This window comes from Paractinoplanes atraurantiacus (assembly GCF_900215205.1).
In the GTDB taxonomy this organism is placed as follows: Bacteria; Actinomycetota; Actinomycetes; order Mycobacteriales; family Micromonosporaceae; genus Actinoplanes; species Actinoplanes atraurantiacus.
Map to the genome: position 1 here is coordinate 153,021 of NZ_OBDY01000005.1, position 15,588 is coordinate 168,608.

14 protein-coding genes are annotated in these 15,588 nt (G+C 73.4%); all 14 read left to right on the plus strand.

All coding sequences use genetic code 11. The features are described 5' to 3' along the window. Nucleotides 1-17 precede the first annotated feature (17 nt). From CRP55_RS14905 to CRP55_RS14970, 14 genes are read left to right on the plus strand one after another with little or no spacing between them, the layout of a single operon-like run. Nucleotides 18-467: a phage tail protein gene (locus tag CRP55_RS14905; RefSeq protein WP_218854447.1), complete on the plus strand. Its 450-nt coding sequence runs from the start codon at nt 18-20 to the stop codon at nt 465-467. Further along, nucleotides 464-1,918, plus strand: a complete 1,455-nt coding sequence (locus CRP55_RS14910) for a phage tail sheath subtilisin-like domain-containing protein (protein WP_097320490.1) — start codon at nt 464-466, stop codon at nt 1,916-1,918. The genes CRP55_RS14905 and CRP55_RS14910 overlap by 4 nt, the downstream gene beginning before the upstream one ends. Next, nucleotides 1,915-2,385: a phage tail protein gene (locus tag CRP55_RS14915; RefSeq protein WP_097320491.1), complete on the plus strand. Its 471-nt coding sequence runs from the start codon at nt 1,915-1,917 to the stop codon at nt 2,383-2,385. Before CRP55_RS14910 ends, CRP55_RS14915 begins: the two co-directional genes overlap by 4 nt. Nucleotides 2,386-2,393: 8 nt before the next feature. After that, nucleotides 2,394-2,582 carry a putative phage tail protein gene (locus tag CRP55_RS14920; RefSeq protein WP_097320492.1) on the plus strand — a complete coding sequence of 63 codons (189 nt, stop codon included), beginning with the start codon at nt 2,394-2,396 and terminating at the stop codon, nt 2,580-2,582. Next, nucleotides 2,579-3,247 carry a CIS tube protein gene (locus tag CRP55_RS14925; protein WP_097320493.1) on the plus strand — a complete coding sequence of 223 codons (669 nt, stop codon included), beginning with the start codon at nt 2,579-2,581 and terminating at the stop codon, nt 3,245-3,247. Before CRP55_RS14920 ends, CRP55_RS14925 begins: the two co-directional genes overlap by 4 nt. Continuing rightward, nucleotides 3,244-4,413 (plus strand): phage late control D family protein, encoded by a 1,170-nt coding sequence (locus CRP55_RS14930; protein ID WP_097320494.1) that lies wholly within the window; start codon nt 3,244-3,246, stop codon nt 4,411-4,413. Before CRP55_RS14925 ends, CRP55_RS14930 begins: the two co-directional genes overlap by 4 nt. 5 nt (nt 4,414-4,418) lie before the next feature. Next, nucleotides 4,419-5,111 (plus strand): phage baseplate assembly protein V, encoded by a 693-nt coding sequence (locus tag CRP55_RS14935; RefSeq protein WP_097320495.1) that lies wholly within the window; start codon nt 4,419-4,421, stop codon nt 5,109-5,111. Then, nucleotides 5,108-5,512 (plus strand): GPW/gp25 family protein, encoded by a 405-nt coding sequence (locus CRP55_RS14940; RefSeq protein WP_097320496.1) that lies wholly within the window; start codon nt 5,108-5,110, stop codon nt 5,510-5,512. Before CRP55_RS14935 ends, CRP55_RS14940 begins: the two co-directional genes overlap by 4 nt. Next, complete coding sequence (locus tag CRP55_RS14945) at nt 5,509-7,383, plus strand: baseplate J/gp47 family protein (protein ID WP_097320497.1); 1,875 nt, start codon at nt 5,509-5,511, stop codon at nt 7,381-7,383. Before CRP55_RS14940 ends, CRP55_RS14945 begins: the two co-directional genes overlap by 4 nt. After that, nucleotides 7,380-9,404 carry a putative baseplate assembly protein gene (locus CRP55_RS14950; protein ID WP_097320498.1) on the plus strand — a complete coding sequence of 675 codons (2,025 nt, stop codon included), beginning with the start codon at nt 7,380-7,382 and terminating at the stop codon, nt 9,402-9,404. Before CRP55_RS14945 ends, CRP55_RS14950 begins: the two co-directional genes overlap by 4 nt. Next, nucleotides 9,401-11,344: a phage tail protein gene (locus CRP55_RS14955; protein ID WP_097320499.1), complete on the plus strand. Its 1,944-nt coding sequence runs from the start codon at nt 9,401-9,403 to the stop codon at nt 11,342-11,344. The genes CRP55_RS14950 and CRP55_RS14955 overlap by 4 nt, the downstream gene beginning before the upstream one ends. Nucleotides 11,345-11,360: 16 nt before the next feature. Continuing rightward, nucleotides 11,361-12,569 carry a hypothetical protein gene (locus CRP55_RS14960; protein ID WP_097320500.1) on the plus strand — a complete coding sequence of 403 codons (1,209 nt, stop codon included), beginning with the start codon at nt 11,361-11,363 and terminating at the stop codon, nt 12,567-12,569. Beyond that, nucleotides 12,566-14,506, plus strand: a complete 1,941-nt coding sequence (locus CRP55_RS14965) for a hypothetical protein (RefSeq protein ID WP_218854459.1) — start codon at nt 12,566-12,568, stop codon at nt 14,504-14,506. Before CRP55_RS14960 ends, CRP55_RS14965 begins: the two co-directional genes overlap by 4 nt. Continuing rightward, nucleotides 14,503-15,588 carry a hypothetical protein gene (locus CRP55_RS14970; protein ID WP_097320501.1) on the plus strand — a complete coding sequence of 362 codons (1,086 nt, stop codon included), beginning with the start codon at nt 14,503-14,505 and terminating at the stop codon, nt 15,586-15,588. Before CRP55_RS14965 ends, CRP55_RS14970 begins: the two co-directional genes overlap by 4 nt.

Below are 15,588 nucleotides of genomic sequence, written 5' to 3' on the forward strand. Positions count from 1 at the left end.
CGACGACAATGCCACCAGTGACGCGGGACGACCCGTACGCCGCATATAACTTCATGGTCATCGTGACCAACGTCAGCGACGACGGTGTCGCCGTGAGCGGGTCGTTCACCGAGGCCAGCGGATTCGACATCGAGCTGCCGGTCATCGAGTACCGCAACGGCACCGACGACACCACGGTCCGCAAGCTCGTCGGGCTGAAGAAGTTCCCGAGCGCGCTGACCTTCAAGCGGGGTGTCACCGGGCACGTCGGCTTCTGGAACTGGATCAAGGAGGCGCTCGACGGCCGGGTCCGCCGCACGTCCGGGTCGGTGGTGATGCTCGACGAGAACCGCCAGGAGGTGATGCGCTGGAACTTCGACCGGGCCTGGCCGACGAAGTACACCGGCCCGTCGTTCAACGCCACCAAGAACGAGATCGCCATGGAGACGCTCGTGCTGGCGGTCGAGAGCCTGCTGATCGACGCATGACCCTTCCCGGCGTATCCCTGACGTTCCCGCCTAGTGGCTCGGGAACCGAGCCGCTGCGCACCGACGTGGCCGCGTTCATCGGCCGCGCCCGGCGCGGGCCGGTCACCACGCCGGCCCGGGTGGAGAGCTGGAACGACGTCGTCGCCGTGTTCGGGCCGCCGGACGGCGCGGCCGCGATGCCGTACGCGCTGCGGGGTTTCTTCGAGAACGGCGGCCGTACGGCGTGGGTGCTCCGGGTGGCCGGGGTGTCGGCGACCGCGACCGCGCCCTGGACCGACCGGTTCCTCGTGGTGGCGTCGAGCCCCGGCGCCTGGGCCAACGGCGGCCGGGTCGCGGTGCGTTATCAGGCCAGCAGCGTCGCCGGGCCGCCGGCGGTGAGCGTGCGGGTGCTGGTGCCCGGCGAGCCGCCGGAGTTCTTCGCCGCCGCGCCGGGTGAGGTGGTCGCCCGGCTGGCGTCGTCGCGGCTGATCCGGCTCGTGCCGCTGACCGAGGAGCCGGAGGAGCCGATCCCGCCCGGCGCGCCGATCTCGATGTCGTGGGATCTGACGCTCGCCGGTGGATCGGACACCGCGCCCGGACCGCGCGACTACGCCGGCGCCGTGACGGCGCAGGCCGACCTGCCCGAGCCGGCGCTGGTGGCGCTGCCGGACCTGGGCGCCGACCTCACCGGCGACGAGCACACCGATGCCGTACGCCAACTGCTCGCGACCGTGGCCCCGCTGCTCGACCGGCTCGTCCTGCTCGACGTCCCGCCCGTGCTGTCCACGGCGGACGACGTCGCGGCGTGGGTGGGCACGCTGGCCGGATCGGACGAAGCGGCGGCCGCCGTCTATCACCCGCGGCTGCGCGCGCCCGCCCTGACCGGGCCCGGGCTGCGGACCGTGCCCGCCTCGGGCCACGTCGCCGGGCTGATCGCCCGGCTCGACGCCGAGCGCGGAGCCGCCTCCACCCCGGCCAACGCGACCTTGCTGGACGCGGTCGACCTGGACGCCGGATATCCGGAGCCGCAACAGGTCCGGCTCTTCGAGGCCGGCGTCAACCTGGTCCGGTGCGTGCGGGGCCGTGGCCTCGTGGTGTGGGGCGGGCGCACCCTGGCGGCCGATCCGAACCGCCGGTTCATCGCGCACCGGCGCCTGCTGCACCTGCTCGTCCGGGCCATCCGCCGGGTCACGAGCCCGCTGGTCTTCGACGTGAACACGCCGGAGCTGCGGCTGACCCTGGTCCGGGCGCTCACCTCGGTGCTGCTGGAGACGTTCCGCACCGGCGCCCTCGCCGGCGCCCGGCCCGACCAGGCCTTCCGCATCGTGTGCGACGAGACGAACAACCCGCCCGAGCAGGACCCGGGCCGGCTGGTCTGCGCGATCGAGGTCGCACCGGCCGTACCCATGGAGTTCATCGAGCTGCGCCTCGTGCTCGGCCAGGACCGCGGGCTCGAGGTGATCGAGGCATGACCGATCCGCTGCTGAAGTACCGGTTCATCGTGACCCTCGACCCGGGTGACGCCTATCTGCCGGCCGCGCAGGCGCTGCTGCTGCCGCTGGTCGCCACCGGTGCCTTCCAGGAGGTGACCGGGCTCGGCGCGCAGCTCGAGGTGGTCGGCTACGCCGAGGGCGGCCGCAACGACTCGGTGCACCAGCTGCCGCTGCGGCACTCGTGGAACCGGCTCACGCTCAAGCGCGGGATGCTGCGGGACCGCCTGCTGTGGTCGTGGTACCAGGCCGGGCTGAACGACTCGCTCGGCGCCCGCCGCGACGGCGCGGTCATCCTGCTCGACCCGGCCGGCCAGCCGGGGATGGCGTGGGCCTTCCACGGCGGGCTCGCCGCCAAGTGGAGCGGGCCCGACCTGCACGCCGAGCAGAACGCGGTCGCCATCGAATCCCTCGAGATCGCCCACGAGGGCCTGACCAACGTCCTCTAGGAGGCGACGTGCCCCAGAACCTGATCATCCACAACCTCGAGGTGCGGTTCCAGGTGGACGGCGACGACGGCCGCGTGTTCCAGCAGCTGTTCAACAAACACATACAGGCCTGGGCCCGGCTGTACGAGGCCGAGTGCGCCCGGGTCAAGAAGACCGAGCAGGACCGGCGGCTCGGGGACGCGGGAGGCAGCTGGTGAGCGTCACCCCGTTGTCGTTCGCGAGCAACGGCGCCCTGGCCCGGCTGGAGATCATCCGGCCGGTGATCGCCGACGAGCGGGCCCGGCGGATCCCGCTGCGCTTCAACCCGACCGACTACAAGCTCAGCAAGAGCAACACCTTCGCCGAGATCACCATCCCCGGCCTGGAGGCGCCGCCCCTGCAATACGTGCGCGGCGGCAGCGAGACGTTGACCGTGCAGGCGCTCGTGGACACCTCGGACACCCTGACCAGCGTTCGTTCAACCTATGTGGACGCCGTACGCGGCCTGATGCGGCCCGACAGCAAGGAGCACGCCCCGCCGATCGTCCGCTTCGTCTGGGACGAGGCCGTGTTCACCGGCGTCCTCGAGAAGCTCGACGTCAACTACGTGCTGTTCACCAAGGACGGGGTGCCGCTGCGCGCGCAGCTCGACCTGACGCTCAAGGAGTACCGCACGGCCGCGCAGCAGGTCGCCGACACCCCGCGCTCCTCGCCGACGGTCGAGAAGAGCTACGTGGTGCGGCGCGGCGACACCTGGCCCGGCATCGCGTTCGCCGTCTACCGCCGGGCCGACGTGTGGCGGCAGCTGGCCCTGGCCAACGGCATCAGCGATCCCCGCGACCTGCGCCCCGGGCTGGTCCTGACCGTGCCGAGGCTGCCGTGATCGCCGAGGAGGACCGGTACGCACCGGAATTCGCCGTGTTCATCGAGGGGCTCGAGGCCGACCCGACCACCAAGAACGACATCCTCGACATCAAGGTGCACCGCGACATCGACGAGATGTCCGGCTTCGACCTCGAACTGAACAACTGGGACGACGTACACCTGAAGTTCAAGCACAGCGACGCCAAGCAGTTCGGCCTCGGCTCCCGGGTGTCCGTGCGGATCGGCTACGCCGAGCAGCTGCTGACCGTCGCCACCGGCACGATCAGCACCCTGGCCCCCAAGTTCCCCGACGGCGCCTCGCCGACCGTCTCGGTGAGCGGCGTCGACGGCATGCTGCGGCTCAAGGACAGCAAGCCGACCGCGGAAAGCGACAAGGTCTTCCTCAACATGCGGGACTGGGAGATCGCCGAGCGGATCGCCCAGCGCAACAAGCTGCGGATCGTGACGACCAAGGAGGGCCCGGTCCACGACCGCGTGGTGCAGAAGAACCAGGCCGACGCGCAGTTCCTGATGGAGCGGGCCAAGCGGCTCGACTTCGAGTGCTTCATCCTGCCCGACCCGTCGACCGGCGAGGAGGTCCTCTACTTCGTCAAACCCACCGACGGCCGCGACGGCCGGCCGATCCGGGTCTTCCGCCTCGCCTATCAGCCCGGTCTGACCACCGGGCCCACCGACACCCCGGCCGGGCTGGTGCCCAACCTGCTCGACTTCACCCCCACCCTGACGGTGTCCAAGCAGGTCAGCAAGCTCACCGTGCGCGGCTGGGACCCGCGGAACAAGGAGCCGATCGAGTTCACCGCCTCGGCCGAGAACCTGCCGGCCGGGCAGAACGCGGCCGACGGGCAGAGCGGGCCGCAGGCGGCCGAGACCGCGGCCGGCGGACGGCAGGAAGTGGTGGTCGACGCGCCGGTCACGAGCCGCGACGAGGCCCAGCGGCTGGCCATCGCGCTGCTGGCCGAGCGGTCGTACGAGTTCATCACCGCCACCGGCCGGGTGGCCGGGCTGCCCGAGCTGCGGCCCGGCGACAACCTGGAGATCTTCGGGCTGGGCCGCCGGTTCTCCGGCACCTACTACGTCAAACGGGTCGAGCACACGCTGGGCAGCAACGGCTTCTTCACCACCTTCACCGGACGGCGGATCTTCCAGGGAGGCGACGAGTCGTGAGGGACATGCCGCGCGCGATGGCCACCGACCGCCGCTACTACGGCGTGGTCGAGGGGCTCGTGGTCGAGAACACCGGCGACGACGAGGGCCGCATCAAGGTCAAGTTCCCGTGGCTGGACGGCCGCTCGGTCACCGACTGGTGCCGGATCAGCCAGCTCTACGCGGGCGACGGTTACGGCTCGCTGTTCGTGCCGGAGATCGACGACGAGGTGGTGGTCGCGTTCGTGCACGGGGACATGCGGTTCCCGATCATCCTGGGCGGGCTCTACAACGGCAAGGACAAGCCGCCGGTGGCGCCGGTCGACGGGCAGGACCAGAAGATCATCCGAACGCGGACAGGTCACCGGATCCTCTTCGACGACAAGACGGATCAGGCCGCCGTACGGGTCGTCTCAGCGGCCGGGCACACGATGGAGATGGACGACTCGGGCACCGCCATCCGGATCACCGCGGCCACCGGCGGCACGGTCACCGTCACCGCCGACGGCAGCATCACGCTCAAGGCGGCCAAGGTGACCGTCGACGCGAGCGCCATCGAGCTCGGCGCCGGCGCGAGCCACCCGGTCCCGTTCGGCGACGTCCTGCTCGCCGCGTTCAACGCACACACCCATGTGGTGCCGGGGGCCGGCACCTCGGCCACGCCGGTGCCGCCCCTGGTGGGCTCGGCGGCGCTCTCCACCAGGTCGAGGACGTCATGATCGACGACTTCCTGGGCACCGGCTGGCGCTTCCCGATCCTGCCCGACGAGGCCGGCCGGCTCGGCTACGCCGAGGGTGAGCAGAGCATCGAGCACTGCCTGCGGGCGCTGCTGCTCACCGCGACCGGCGAGCGCGTGATGCGGCCCGACTTCGGCACCCGGGCCCAGGAGTCGGTGTTCGCGCCCGGCAGCTTGCAGAACCTGCGCGACCTGGAGCAGTCGATCGCCGAGGCGGTGCGGACGTACGAGCCGCGGGTCGAGGTCGACGGCGTCCGGGCCGAGGCCGACCCGGCCGGCGAGTCCCGGGTGACCGTGACGGTCTCGTACCGGATCAGGCGCACCAACACCAAGACCAACCTGGTGTTCCCCTTCTACCTCGGCCTGAGCGGGAGCACGCCATGACCCTGCCCGCGCCGAAGCTGGACGACCTCACCTGGGCCGACATGATGACGGCCATCCGCCGCCGCATCCCGGCCGAGTCGGACGGCCGGTGGACGCTGCACGCACCGGTCGACCCGGGCGTCACGCTGCTCGAACTGTTCGCCTACCTGCTCGAGCAGCGGCTGTACTGGCTGGACCAGGCGCCGGACGAGCTGATCGTGGCGATCCTGCGGCTGCTGGGGCTCGACCCGCCGCGGCCGGCCCGGGCTGCCTCGACCGTGCTGGCGCTGACCGCCGACTGGCCGGGCACGCCGGTTCCGGTGATACCGGCCGGAACCGTGCTGTCGCGCGACCCGACGGCCACGATCCGGTTCAGCCTCGACTCCGACGTGGCGGTGTTCCCCCTGGACGGCGAGGCCGCCGACCTGCGGGGCGCGCCGGTGCTGGGCAGCGACGGACGTCCCGCCTCGGCCCGGTTCACGCTGCCGCTGGCCGGGAGCCTCGCGGCGCCGGGATGGCTCTCGCTGCTCGTCGAGCTCGACTCCGCGGTGCCCCCGTCGTGGTCGCCGGACGCCGTGGACGGCGTCGATCCGCCCGCCGAGCTGACCTGGTCCTGGTTCCGGCCGGAGGAAGACCGATCCGGCTCGTTCGAGGAGGTGGAGGACGGGACCGGCGGGCTGCGGCGCTCCGGGGTGGTGCGCCTGCGGCCGCCCGCGGACTGGTCCTCGGCCGACCGCGGGCTGCTGATCTCCACCCGGGCCGCGACGTTCGCGGCACCGCCACGGCTGCGCCGGATCGCGGTCAACGTGTCCACCGCTCACCACCGGGAGCGGCGGGCGGCGGACGGCACCGAGCTGGCCGGGCAGATCGCGCAGTGGCTCCGGCTGCCGGGCCAGCGGCTCGTGCTGCCGGATGCGGCCGGCCGGCTGCTCGACGCGAAGCTGTCACTCGCCGGCGAGGACTGGCGGCCGGTGAACGACTTCGCCTTCGGCGCCTCCCGCGACCGGATCTTCCGGCTGGACCGGGCGGACGGGGCGCTGGTGTTCGGCGACGGGCTCACCGGCCGCGTCCCGCGCCCGGCCGACGACGTCGAGGTGTCCTACACGATCGGCGGCGGCCGGGACGGCAACGGCGGCCGGACGGACAACTGGCGCCCGGTACTTCCGCAGGAAGGCGCTTTGACGGGCGCGAATCTGGTCGAGGCGCGGGGCGGGACCGACCCGGAGACGGTCGCTCAGGCGCGGGAACGCGCGGCCGGAGCGCTCGGCGAGGTGACCCGTGCGGTCACCGCCGAGGACTACGTCACCCTGGCCACGACCACCCCGGGCGTGGACGTCGGCCGGGCCTACGCGTCGGTGGGCGAGCACCCGGGCTTCCCCTGCACACCGGTTCCCGGCGCCGTCACCGTCCACATCGTTCCGTCGGTGCCCCCGGACCTCGGCGCGGCGCCCCAACCGGACCCGGGAATGCTGTGCGCGGTCGCCGCCCGGCTCGAAGTAGCGCGGCTGCTGACGGCCGAGGTGTTCGTCCAGGCCCCGTCGTACCGGGCCGTCAAGCTGCGGGTCGACGTGTCCGGGCGGCCGGCCGACCGCGCCCGCGTGTCGGCCCTGGCCGGCGCGGCCCTGCACCGCTATCTGGACCCGCTGGCCGGCGGGGACGACGGGACCGGATGGCCGTTCGGCGAGGCGCTGCGCCCCTCCGCCCTGCTGCAGGCCGTGCAGCAGGCGCTCGGCGACCTGGCCGACGTCGCGGCCGTCGCCATCGGCCTCGACGGCGCCGAACCGGCCGAGACCTGCCGGGACGTGGCGCTGAAGGCCGGCGACCTCCCCACGCTGCGGGAGGTCCGGATCCGCGTCGTGCCCGCGGCCGAACCGGGAGAGGGACTGACATGAGCGAGCGCATCGGCGATGTGTGGTGGGCGCCCGGCTCCCCCGAGCGGGGGCGGATGGTTCCGGGCCCCGGGCCGACCGGGGAGCAGCCCGAACTGGTCGACGCGACCCAGGAGGCGGTCCGCGCCGCCGTCCGCGATCGCGTACCCGGATACACCCCGGACTGGACCGATCCGGACCGCCAGGACGCCGGCGTGGCGCTCGTCCGCCTGTTCGGCACGCAGACCGAGCCGGTGCTCGCCCGGGTCAACCGGCTGCCGGAGAAGATCCTGGCCGAGCACCTGAGCACCGCGGGTGTGCGGCGGCGGCCGGCCACCGTGGCCACCGCGCTGCTGGAGTTCACCGTGAACCGGGCCGACGGCGCGTCGGTGCTCCTCGCGGCCGGCGTACAGACCTCCGCGTCCACCCCCGACGGCCAGGTGATCTACGAGACCGACCACGACCTGTACGCGACACCGGCCACCCTGCGGACGATCGCCACGGCCCGGGCCGGAACGCTGGAGACAGTCCCGCCCGGCCGCCCGTTCCCGCCCTTCGGCCGCGACCCGCAACCGGGCAGCGCGCTGTGGCTCGGCCTGGCCGGCACCGCGAATCCGTACCCCTGTCTGTCCCTGGGCTTCGTGATCGACGCGCCGGCGCCGGCACCGGTCACCTCGGGCGGCACCACCACGTTGCCGCTCCCGCCCGCGCCTCTGCTGCGCTGGGACGTGCTCGACGGCGGCCGGTTCGTCCCGGCCGAGGTGATGCGCGACGACACCGGCGGGCTGCGCCGCACCGGCACCGTGCAACTGCGGCTGCCGCCGGCGTGGGCGCCGGCCGCCCGGTCCGGGCCGCCGCTGCGCTGGCTGCGGGTGCTGGTCGTGCAGGGCACCTTCGCCACGGCGCCGCCGCTGGTGTCCGGACTGCGGCTGAACATGGTGTCCGCGACGGCGGCCCGCACCGTCCTCGACGAACCGCCCGAACCCCTGCACGACCCGGCCGACCCGGCGACCGGACGCCGGTTCCGGCTCAGCCAGGTGCCGATCCTCGCCGGCAGCCTCGTCATCGACGTCGACGACCCGGCGGCCGACCTGTTCGGCACCGCCGCCGGCTCGGACCAGCCGTGGCGGGAAGTGGAGAGCCTCGCCGGGTACGGCCCGGACGACCGGGTGTTCGTGGTGGACCACGCGACCGGTGTGCTGACGTTCGGCGACGGCGTCAACGGCGTGGCCGTGCCGCCGGGCTTCCGCACCGTGCGGGCCGAGCGGTACCGGGTCGGTGGCGGGACCGCCGGCGCCGTGCCGGCCGGCGCGATCACGACCGTGGTGACCGCGCTGCCGTCGGTCACCGGCGTCAGCAACCCCTTCCCGGCGACCGGCGGCTCGGACGCCGAACCCGACGGCGACGTGATGCGCCGGGGCGTGGCCGAGCTGCGCTCGCGGGGCCGGGCGGTGGCGCCGGCCGATTACGGCCTGCTGGCGCTCCGCGCTCCGGGCGCCTCGGTGGCCCGCGCCCACGGCGTTCCCGGCCTGCATCCCGAGCTGCGCGGCCGGCCCCTGCCCGGCGTGGTGGGAGTGCTGGTGGTGCCACCGGCCGACGACTCCGGACAGCCGCCGGTGCCCACCTCCGAGACCCTGCGGGCGGTGGCCGACCACCTCACCGGCGAGGTCGCGCCGGCCGGGATCACCGTGGTCACCGGCCCGGTCCGGTTCCAGCGGATAGCGGTGGAGGCCCGGCTCACCCTCGACCCGGGCCAGGACCGGGCCGGGGTGCTCGCCCGGGCCGCGGACGCGGTCACCACCTATCTGGACCCGATCGTGGGCGGCGAGAACGGCGCCGGCTGGCCGTTCGGCGGCGCGGTGCGGCACGCCCCGCTGGTCCGCCGGCTCCTGTCGGTCGACGGGGTCCGCGCGGTGTCCGGCCTGTCGCTGACCGTCGACGGGCGCCGGCTGCCGGCCTGCACCGACCACGCGATCCCGCGCGACGACCTGGTCTGGCCGGAACGCCCGCTGCTGATCCCGGCCGGGGAAGGAGCCCGGCCATGACGTGCGTGACCACCGTGCCGACGTTCCGCCTGCTCGACGACCTGGTCGGCTGGGACGAGGACGTGGTGGCCGATCTGGTCGGCTTCACCGGCGCGGCGGGCGTCCGGCTCGCCCACACCGGCACCACACCGGACGGGCCGACCCGGGCCGAGCTGCTGCCGTGGTTCCCCGACCCGCGCCTGGCCCCCGGCTGCCGGCCCTGCGCGTGGTACCTCATCTCCGGCGACCGCCTACTGCGCCGCGACACGAGCAGCGGCGGCCGGCCTTTGCCTCGTGACGCGAGCGCCGGCGGCTGGCAGCCCGTGTGGCCGGAGCACTGCGACCCGCGAGTGCTGCGGGCGCCGGCCGCGGTAGCCGCGCGCGGTCACCGCCTCGCCGTAGCTGACTCCGGCCGGGTCCTGGTCTGGCGCAACGAGGGCGACCGGCTGATCGCGGTGATCCCGGATCCGGGCGTCGCCATCGCACTCGCGGCCGACGACCAGGTGCTCGTGGCTGACGGAGACGTACTGCGGCGGTACGGCCCGGACGGGTGCCTTCAAGAGACCATCTCGCCCGGCGTCGAGGGCACCATCATCGGCATACGCACGGGCCCCGGCGCTCTGATCTGGCTGCTCACCGAGGACCAGGGCCGGTGCCGGATCTACCGCGGCCGCCGCCGTTTCCGGCCGGCCGACCTGGCCGAGCTGGCCGCCGCGCTGCCGCCGAGCTCACTCGTCAGCGCCGACGACACCGGTTTCTGCCTGCTCGAGCCGGGCCCCGACGGCGACATGACCACCTGCTGGACCTGGGCCGGCGAGCCACGGCCGGAGCCACCGCCGGCCACCGGCCGCTACGCCGCCGAGGGCACGTTCACCACCACGCTCATCGACTCCGGCATCTCCCGCTGCCGCTGGCATCGCGTCCGGATCGACGTGACACTGCCGGCGGACACGGCCGTGTCGGTGTCGATAGTGGTCTCCGAGGACGGCCGGTTCGCCGACACCGACTGGCAGACCGCCCCGCCGGGCGTCACCGATTTCCTCGTCGACCAGCCGCCCGGGCGGTACCTCACCGTGCGGGTGCGGCTGTCCGGCGACACGTCGGCCACCCCGGTACTGCACCGGATCCGCCTCGACTTCCCCCGCGCGACCAGCGCTGACCTGCTGCCCGCGGCCTTCCGGCAGGACCCGGCCGCGGACGACTTCACCGAGCGTTTCCTGTCGCTGTTCGACGCGAGCCTCGGCGAGATCGACCGGGTCATCGAGCGGTACACCGCCCTGCTCGACCCGGCCGGGGTTCCTGATCAGGCGCTGCCCTGGCTCGCCGGGCTGCTGGGCCTGTCGTTCGAGGCCGGCTGGGACTCGGACCTGAGGCGGGCCCTGATCGCCGCCGCGCCGGAGCTCTACCGCCGCCGCGGCACGCCGTGGGCCTTGGCCGAGGCGATCCGGCTCGTCTTCGGGGTCACCCCGGTGATCGACGAGCTGGCCGACGACCGTCACTGGGCCCAGGTCGGCGCGGGCGCTCGCGGCCTCGGCGCGGTCCGGCTTTTCAGCCGGTCCTCGTCCCGGTTCCGGCTCGACGGGTCGGCGCTGGGTGCGGCGCCGCTGCGATCGTTCGGCGACCCGGAGACCGATCCCCTCACCGAGCACGCCCACCGGTTCCGCGTGCTGCTGCCGAACGGCACGGCCGAGCTCGGCGCCGTACGGCGGCTGGTCGACCAGCAGGCGCCCGCGCACACGCGCGGATCGGTCCGCCTCGGCGAGACCGGATTCGTGGTCGGCAGCCGGTCCACGGTCGGCGTCGACACCGCCTTCGTCCCCTTGCCGCCACCCGTGCTCGGCGGCGCCCACCCGCTTCGCCTCAATCACGACGGAGTCCTTCGTCCCGGCCCACGGGGAGCACGCCACGGTCTGCGGATCGGCGAGGTCTCCGCGGTCGGAATCCACACGCAGGTGTCTTGAAAGGACAGGAAGGAAAATGACCGAAGTTTCGACGCAGCCCTTCCGCCGGTTGCGCTACTTCCACGGCCAGATGCTCACCGCCCGGGACTTCCAGCGCGAGCAGGAGTACCACCGCGAGAAGCTGAAGCTGCGGATGAGATGCCTGCTCGGCTACGGAGTCGTGTGCGGGCTTCATGTGGAGCCGGCATCCGATTCCAAGGAGGCCCACGGCTCGGCGCGGGTGCATCTCACCTCCGGGCTCGGCGTGGACTGCGACGGCAACGAGCTCCTCGTGCACGGCAGCTGCGAGATCGACCTGCGCGAGGCGGTCGCCGACGACGAGCGCACCGGCGGCCACACCACGGTGTGGATCGGCATCGAGTACGCCGAGCGGCCGGTGGAGCCGACCCGGACCGTCTTCAACTCCAGCTGTGCCGACACCTCGGACTGCGAGCACGGCTACATCGAGGAGAGCTACGTGGTCCGGGTGACCACCCGGACGCCGCCCGCCGACGAGCGCTGCGAGACCTGCTGCTCGCCCTGCGAGCACAAGGTGCTGTGGCTGGCCCGGATCGACGACGTGGACTGGAACCACCCGGTCCACGACGGCCAGATCCACATGGAGGTCCGCCGCCCGTTCAGCCTGCACGAGACCACCACGATCACCGGCGTCAACTGGATACACGGCCACACGTACACCGTCGACGAGGCCAAGCGGCTGCTCGGCACCCGCCACGAGTCCGGCGGCCTGGTCGTGCGCTTCTCCGGCGACATCCGGGTGGACAGCCTCGATCCGGGCGTGGTCGACGTCCAGGTGATCGAGGGCGGCGCCGGCCGCAACGCCGGCACCTGGTTCATGGGCATGGAGTTGAAGGAGCCGGCCGGCGGCGAGTTCACCCGGCAGTTCCGGATCCGGCAGAAGACCGGGGAGACGTTGCAGGGCGGCGACCTGCTGCGGATCACGGTCCGCACGCCGTTCCTGCTCGACCGCTGCTGCCGCCCGGTCGACGGCACTCACGTCGGCGGCAAGGTGCCGTTCCTGCGCCGAGGGCGCGACGCCGACGACTGGCCGGACCCGTACGAGACGACCGAGACGGAAGCAACCGAGACGGAAGCGACCGGCACGGAGACGCCCGCCGCCGGCTGCGTCCTTCCGCCCTCCGGCATCGGCCCGTGGACGTCGGGCACCGGCGGCGGGGCGGGCGTCTTCGAGAGCTGGTTCTTCATCGCGGAGGACGATCGATGACGACGACCATGACGAAGCCGGGCTGCGGGTGTGGGTGCGGCGGGGGGCCCGCCACACCGGCCACGTTCGCCCGGCCCAGATTCTTCGCGGGCCAGCTGCTCACCGAGGACGACCTGTCCCTGCTGGTCGACTATGTCACCGGGAAGAACCGGCTGCACAACCGCTCGTTCTCCGGCCCCGGTGTGGTCTGCGGGCTCACCGTGACCTGCGACCCGTGCGGCGGCGGAACGGTCGCCGTGCGGCCCGGCCACGCGCTGGACTGCCGCGGCAACGACATCGTGGTGTCGTGCACCGAACGGGTCGACGTGGCCGCCCTCGTCCGGGAGCTCCGGGTCTCCTCTCTCGGCGTGGAGTGCGGCGATCCGTGCGACGACGGTCAACGGCACTTCTCCCTGTACGTGCGGTACGAGGAGAACCCGGCCGACCCGGTCACGCCGTTCGCCACCGAGGAGCCCTGCCCGGCGCCGGGTGGCGTACCCTCCCGCGTCGAGGAGAGCTTCCGGTTCGTCGTCACCTGTGACACGGCCGACGACCACCGGTACAACCCCGGCACGCGGCTGCTGGAGAGCATCGGCCCGCTCGGCCGGTTCGATCCGGTCCTGACCCGCTCCGAGCGGCTCGGCCTCCACCTGGACCCGATGCTGCTCGCCTCGGCCGCCTCGGCCCGGCCGATCCGGTTCGACGCGTCCGACGCCGGCCGCTACACCGAGAGCCTGGCCTGGCTGCGCGACAACAGCGAGGGCGTACCGTCCCCGCCGCTGGCCCGGCAGATGACCGAGCACGTGCGGGCGCTGGCGAGCGCGATCGCCCGCTACGACACCCACGACAAGACCGGGCAGGCGCAGATCGGCCGGGAGCACAACCTCGGCGACGTCGGCCAGGCCCGTCAGGTGCTCGGCTCGGCCTGCGACCGGCTGGCCGAGACCGATCCGGCCCAGGTGTGGCCGGACGAGGCGCACCGCTCGATCGGCGTCGCCGTGGTCGCCGAGACCCGGGCCCGCGTGGTCACCCCCGACGCCGGCGCGCCGCTCGAGGTGCGCCTGCTGGCCCAGGGCACACCGATCAGCAACGTGCTGCAGGCCGAGTTCCGCAACGACCTCGCGCTGATCCGGGAGTGGCTGCTGGGCCGCCTCGACCGGGGGCCCGGCGTCGCCGACTGCACGCTGCGCGGCGACGTCCGGCGGGTGGACATCCCGCAACCGCTGCCCATGCCCGAGCCTGATCCCGCGCAGCGGCTGTCGATCGCCGACCTCGACCGGATCTCGTCGGCGGCGGCCGAGCTCACGACGGCCGTGCGCCGGTTCGTCACCGACGCCGCCTGCGCGACGCTGAACCCGCCCGGCACCGACTGCACCGACACCGACGTCCTGCTGGCGCATCTGGAGATGGACGGCTGCGACGTCGTACGCGTGTGCTCGGCCACCCGGGAGCAGGTACTGCCGGGCGGTTCGGCGTACGGGGAATGGCTCTCCAAGCTTGCCCCGCTGCGGCACCTCGCCCAGCAGATCTGCTGCCGGCCGGTGCCCTTGCCGCACAAGCCGGATGTGCCGGAGACCGGCCCCGTGCCGGCGGCGTACGTGGCCGGACTCCTGGCCGAATGGCCGCGCACCGGCCCGCTCTGGGAGATGTGGAACCTGCTGCTGACGCCGGCGCCGGGCGAGACCGTCCCGAAGCCGCTGCACGAGCAGACGTACGTCGTGCCGAGCGAGGTCACCGACAGCATGCACGAGGTGGGCGCGCTGCGGGCGCAGGTCAGCGAGCTGACCAAGGCGATGCAGGCCCTCCGGGCGCAGCTCGACACCGCGCGGGAACAGGTCTCGCACGTACGGGAGGAACTCCCTGATCGTCTCGGCGAGCGGCTGTCGGAGTTGGAGAAGCCGGCGCCCGCACGCCGGTCCAGCCGGGCCCGCAAGACCGAGCCGGGTGAGTCGTCGTGACCGGCCCGCTGCGCCCCGTCTTCACCGAGGGCCAGGTGCTGGCCGCCGCCGACCTGTCGGCGACGGTCGGGTACGCCCGGGGCGCCGCCGCCCGGCACGAGCGCTACCTGCACGAGTGGGGCATCGCCGACGGGCTCACCCTGACCACGGAGAACCGGACCGACCCGGCCAGCAACGCCCGCTTCGTCGAGGTCAGCGTGCAACCCGGCCTGGCCGTCGACGGCACCGGCCGGGAGATCGTCGTGGCCGCGCCCGTGGTGCTCTCCGAGGCCGAGTTCCAGGAGGTCAACGGGGCCGACCAGCCGACCGCCGACCCGTACCCGGTCTTCCTGACCGCGGCCGACCAGCCCGGTTCCACACGGGTCGAGGAGGGCTACCAGATCCTGTTCGGCCGGCTCGGCGACGAGCGCCTGGTCGCCGAGCAGCAGCCACCCGCGGTCGGCGCCGCTCCGGCCGAGCCGCCGGCCCGGTGGCTGGTGCTGCTGGGCTTCGTCCGCTGGACCGACGGGCACTTCGCCGCGGTGACCGCCAGGTCGGGCACCATTCGCCCGCGGTACGCCGGTGTGCGGGCCGACACCGTCGCCGCCCGCTCGGGCACCCTGGCGCTGCGGACGCAGAGCACGGTCCAGGAGGGGAAGCCGGCGCTCGTGCTGTCCGGCGACGACCCGCCGAGCCTGGTCTTCGGGCTCTACCAGGGCAGCGGCACGGTCAGCCCACTGATGACGGTGGCGGCCAACGGCAACCTGACCGTCGCCGGCAGCTTCTCCGGCCAGATCTCGGCCGGCAGCGTGCTCGTCACGTCCGGGACGGCCACCGACGGCATGCTGCTGCCCCTGCCGTCCGGCGTCAGCCCGGAGGAGGTGGCCGACGGCCGGGTGTCGCTGCACGTGCACGTCACCCCGAGGACGGCGCCGGCCGGGAGCGCCACGATGCTGGCGGTCGCAGCCGAGGCCACTGTGGACGGTGAGCGCCGGGTCCGGTGCCGAATCCGGTACTACGACCCGATCGAGACGCCGGCCGAAGTCGTCGAGCGGCCGGGCGCGGTCGACTACCTGGTGCTGGCGACGAATGGTGGTGCCTGA

Coding starts and splice junctions, on each gene's coding strand:
- CRP55_RS14965 (WP_218854459.1), top strand. CDS start 12,566: ATGACGACGACCATGACGAAGCCGGGCTGCGGGTGTGGGTGCGGCGGG.
- CRP55_RS14950 (WP_097320498.1), top strand. CDS start 7,380: ATGAGCGAGCGCATCGGCGATGTGTGGTGGGCGCCCGGCTCCCCCGAG.
- CRP55_RS14945 (WP_097320497.1), top strand. CDS start 5,509: ATGACCCTGCCCGCGCCGAAGCTGGACGACCTCACCTGGGCCGACATG.
- CRP55_RS14910 (WP_097320490.1), top strand. CDS start 464: ATGACCCTTCCCGGCGTATCCCTGACGTTCCCGCCTAGTGGCTCGGGA.
- CRP55_RS14955 (WP_097320499.1), top strand. CDS start 9,401: ATGACGTGCGTGACCACCGTGCCGACGTTCCGCCTGCTCGACGACCTG.
- CRP55_RS14940 (WP_097320496.1), top strand. CDS start 5,108: ATGATCGACGACTTCCTGGGCACCGGCTGGCGCTTCCCGATCCTGCCC.
- CRP55_RS14935 (WP_097320495.1), top strand. CDS start 4,419: ATGCCGCGCGCGATGGCCACCGACCGCCGCTACTACGGCGTGGTCGAG.
- CRP55_RS14915 (WP_097320491.1), top strand. CDS start 1,915: ATGACCGATCCGCTGCTGAAGTACCGGTTCATCGTGACCCTCGACCCG.
- CRP55_RS14960 (WP_097320500.1), top strand. CDS start 11,361: ATGACCGAAGTTTCGACGCAGCCCTTCCGCCGGTTGCGCTACTTCCAC.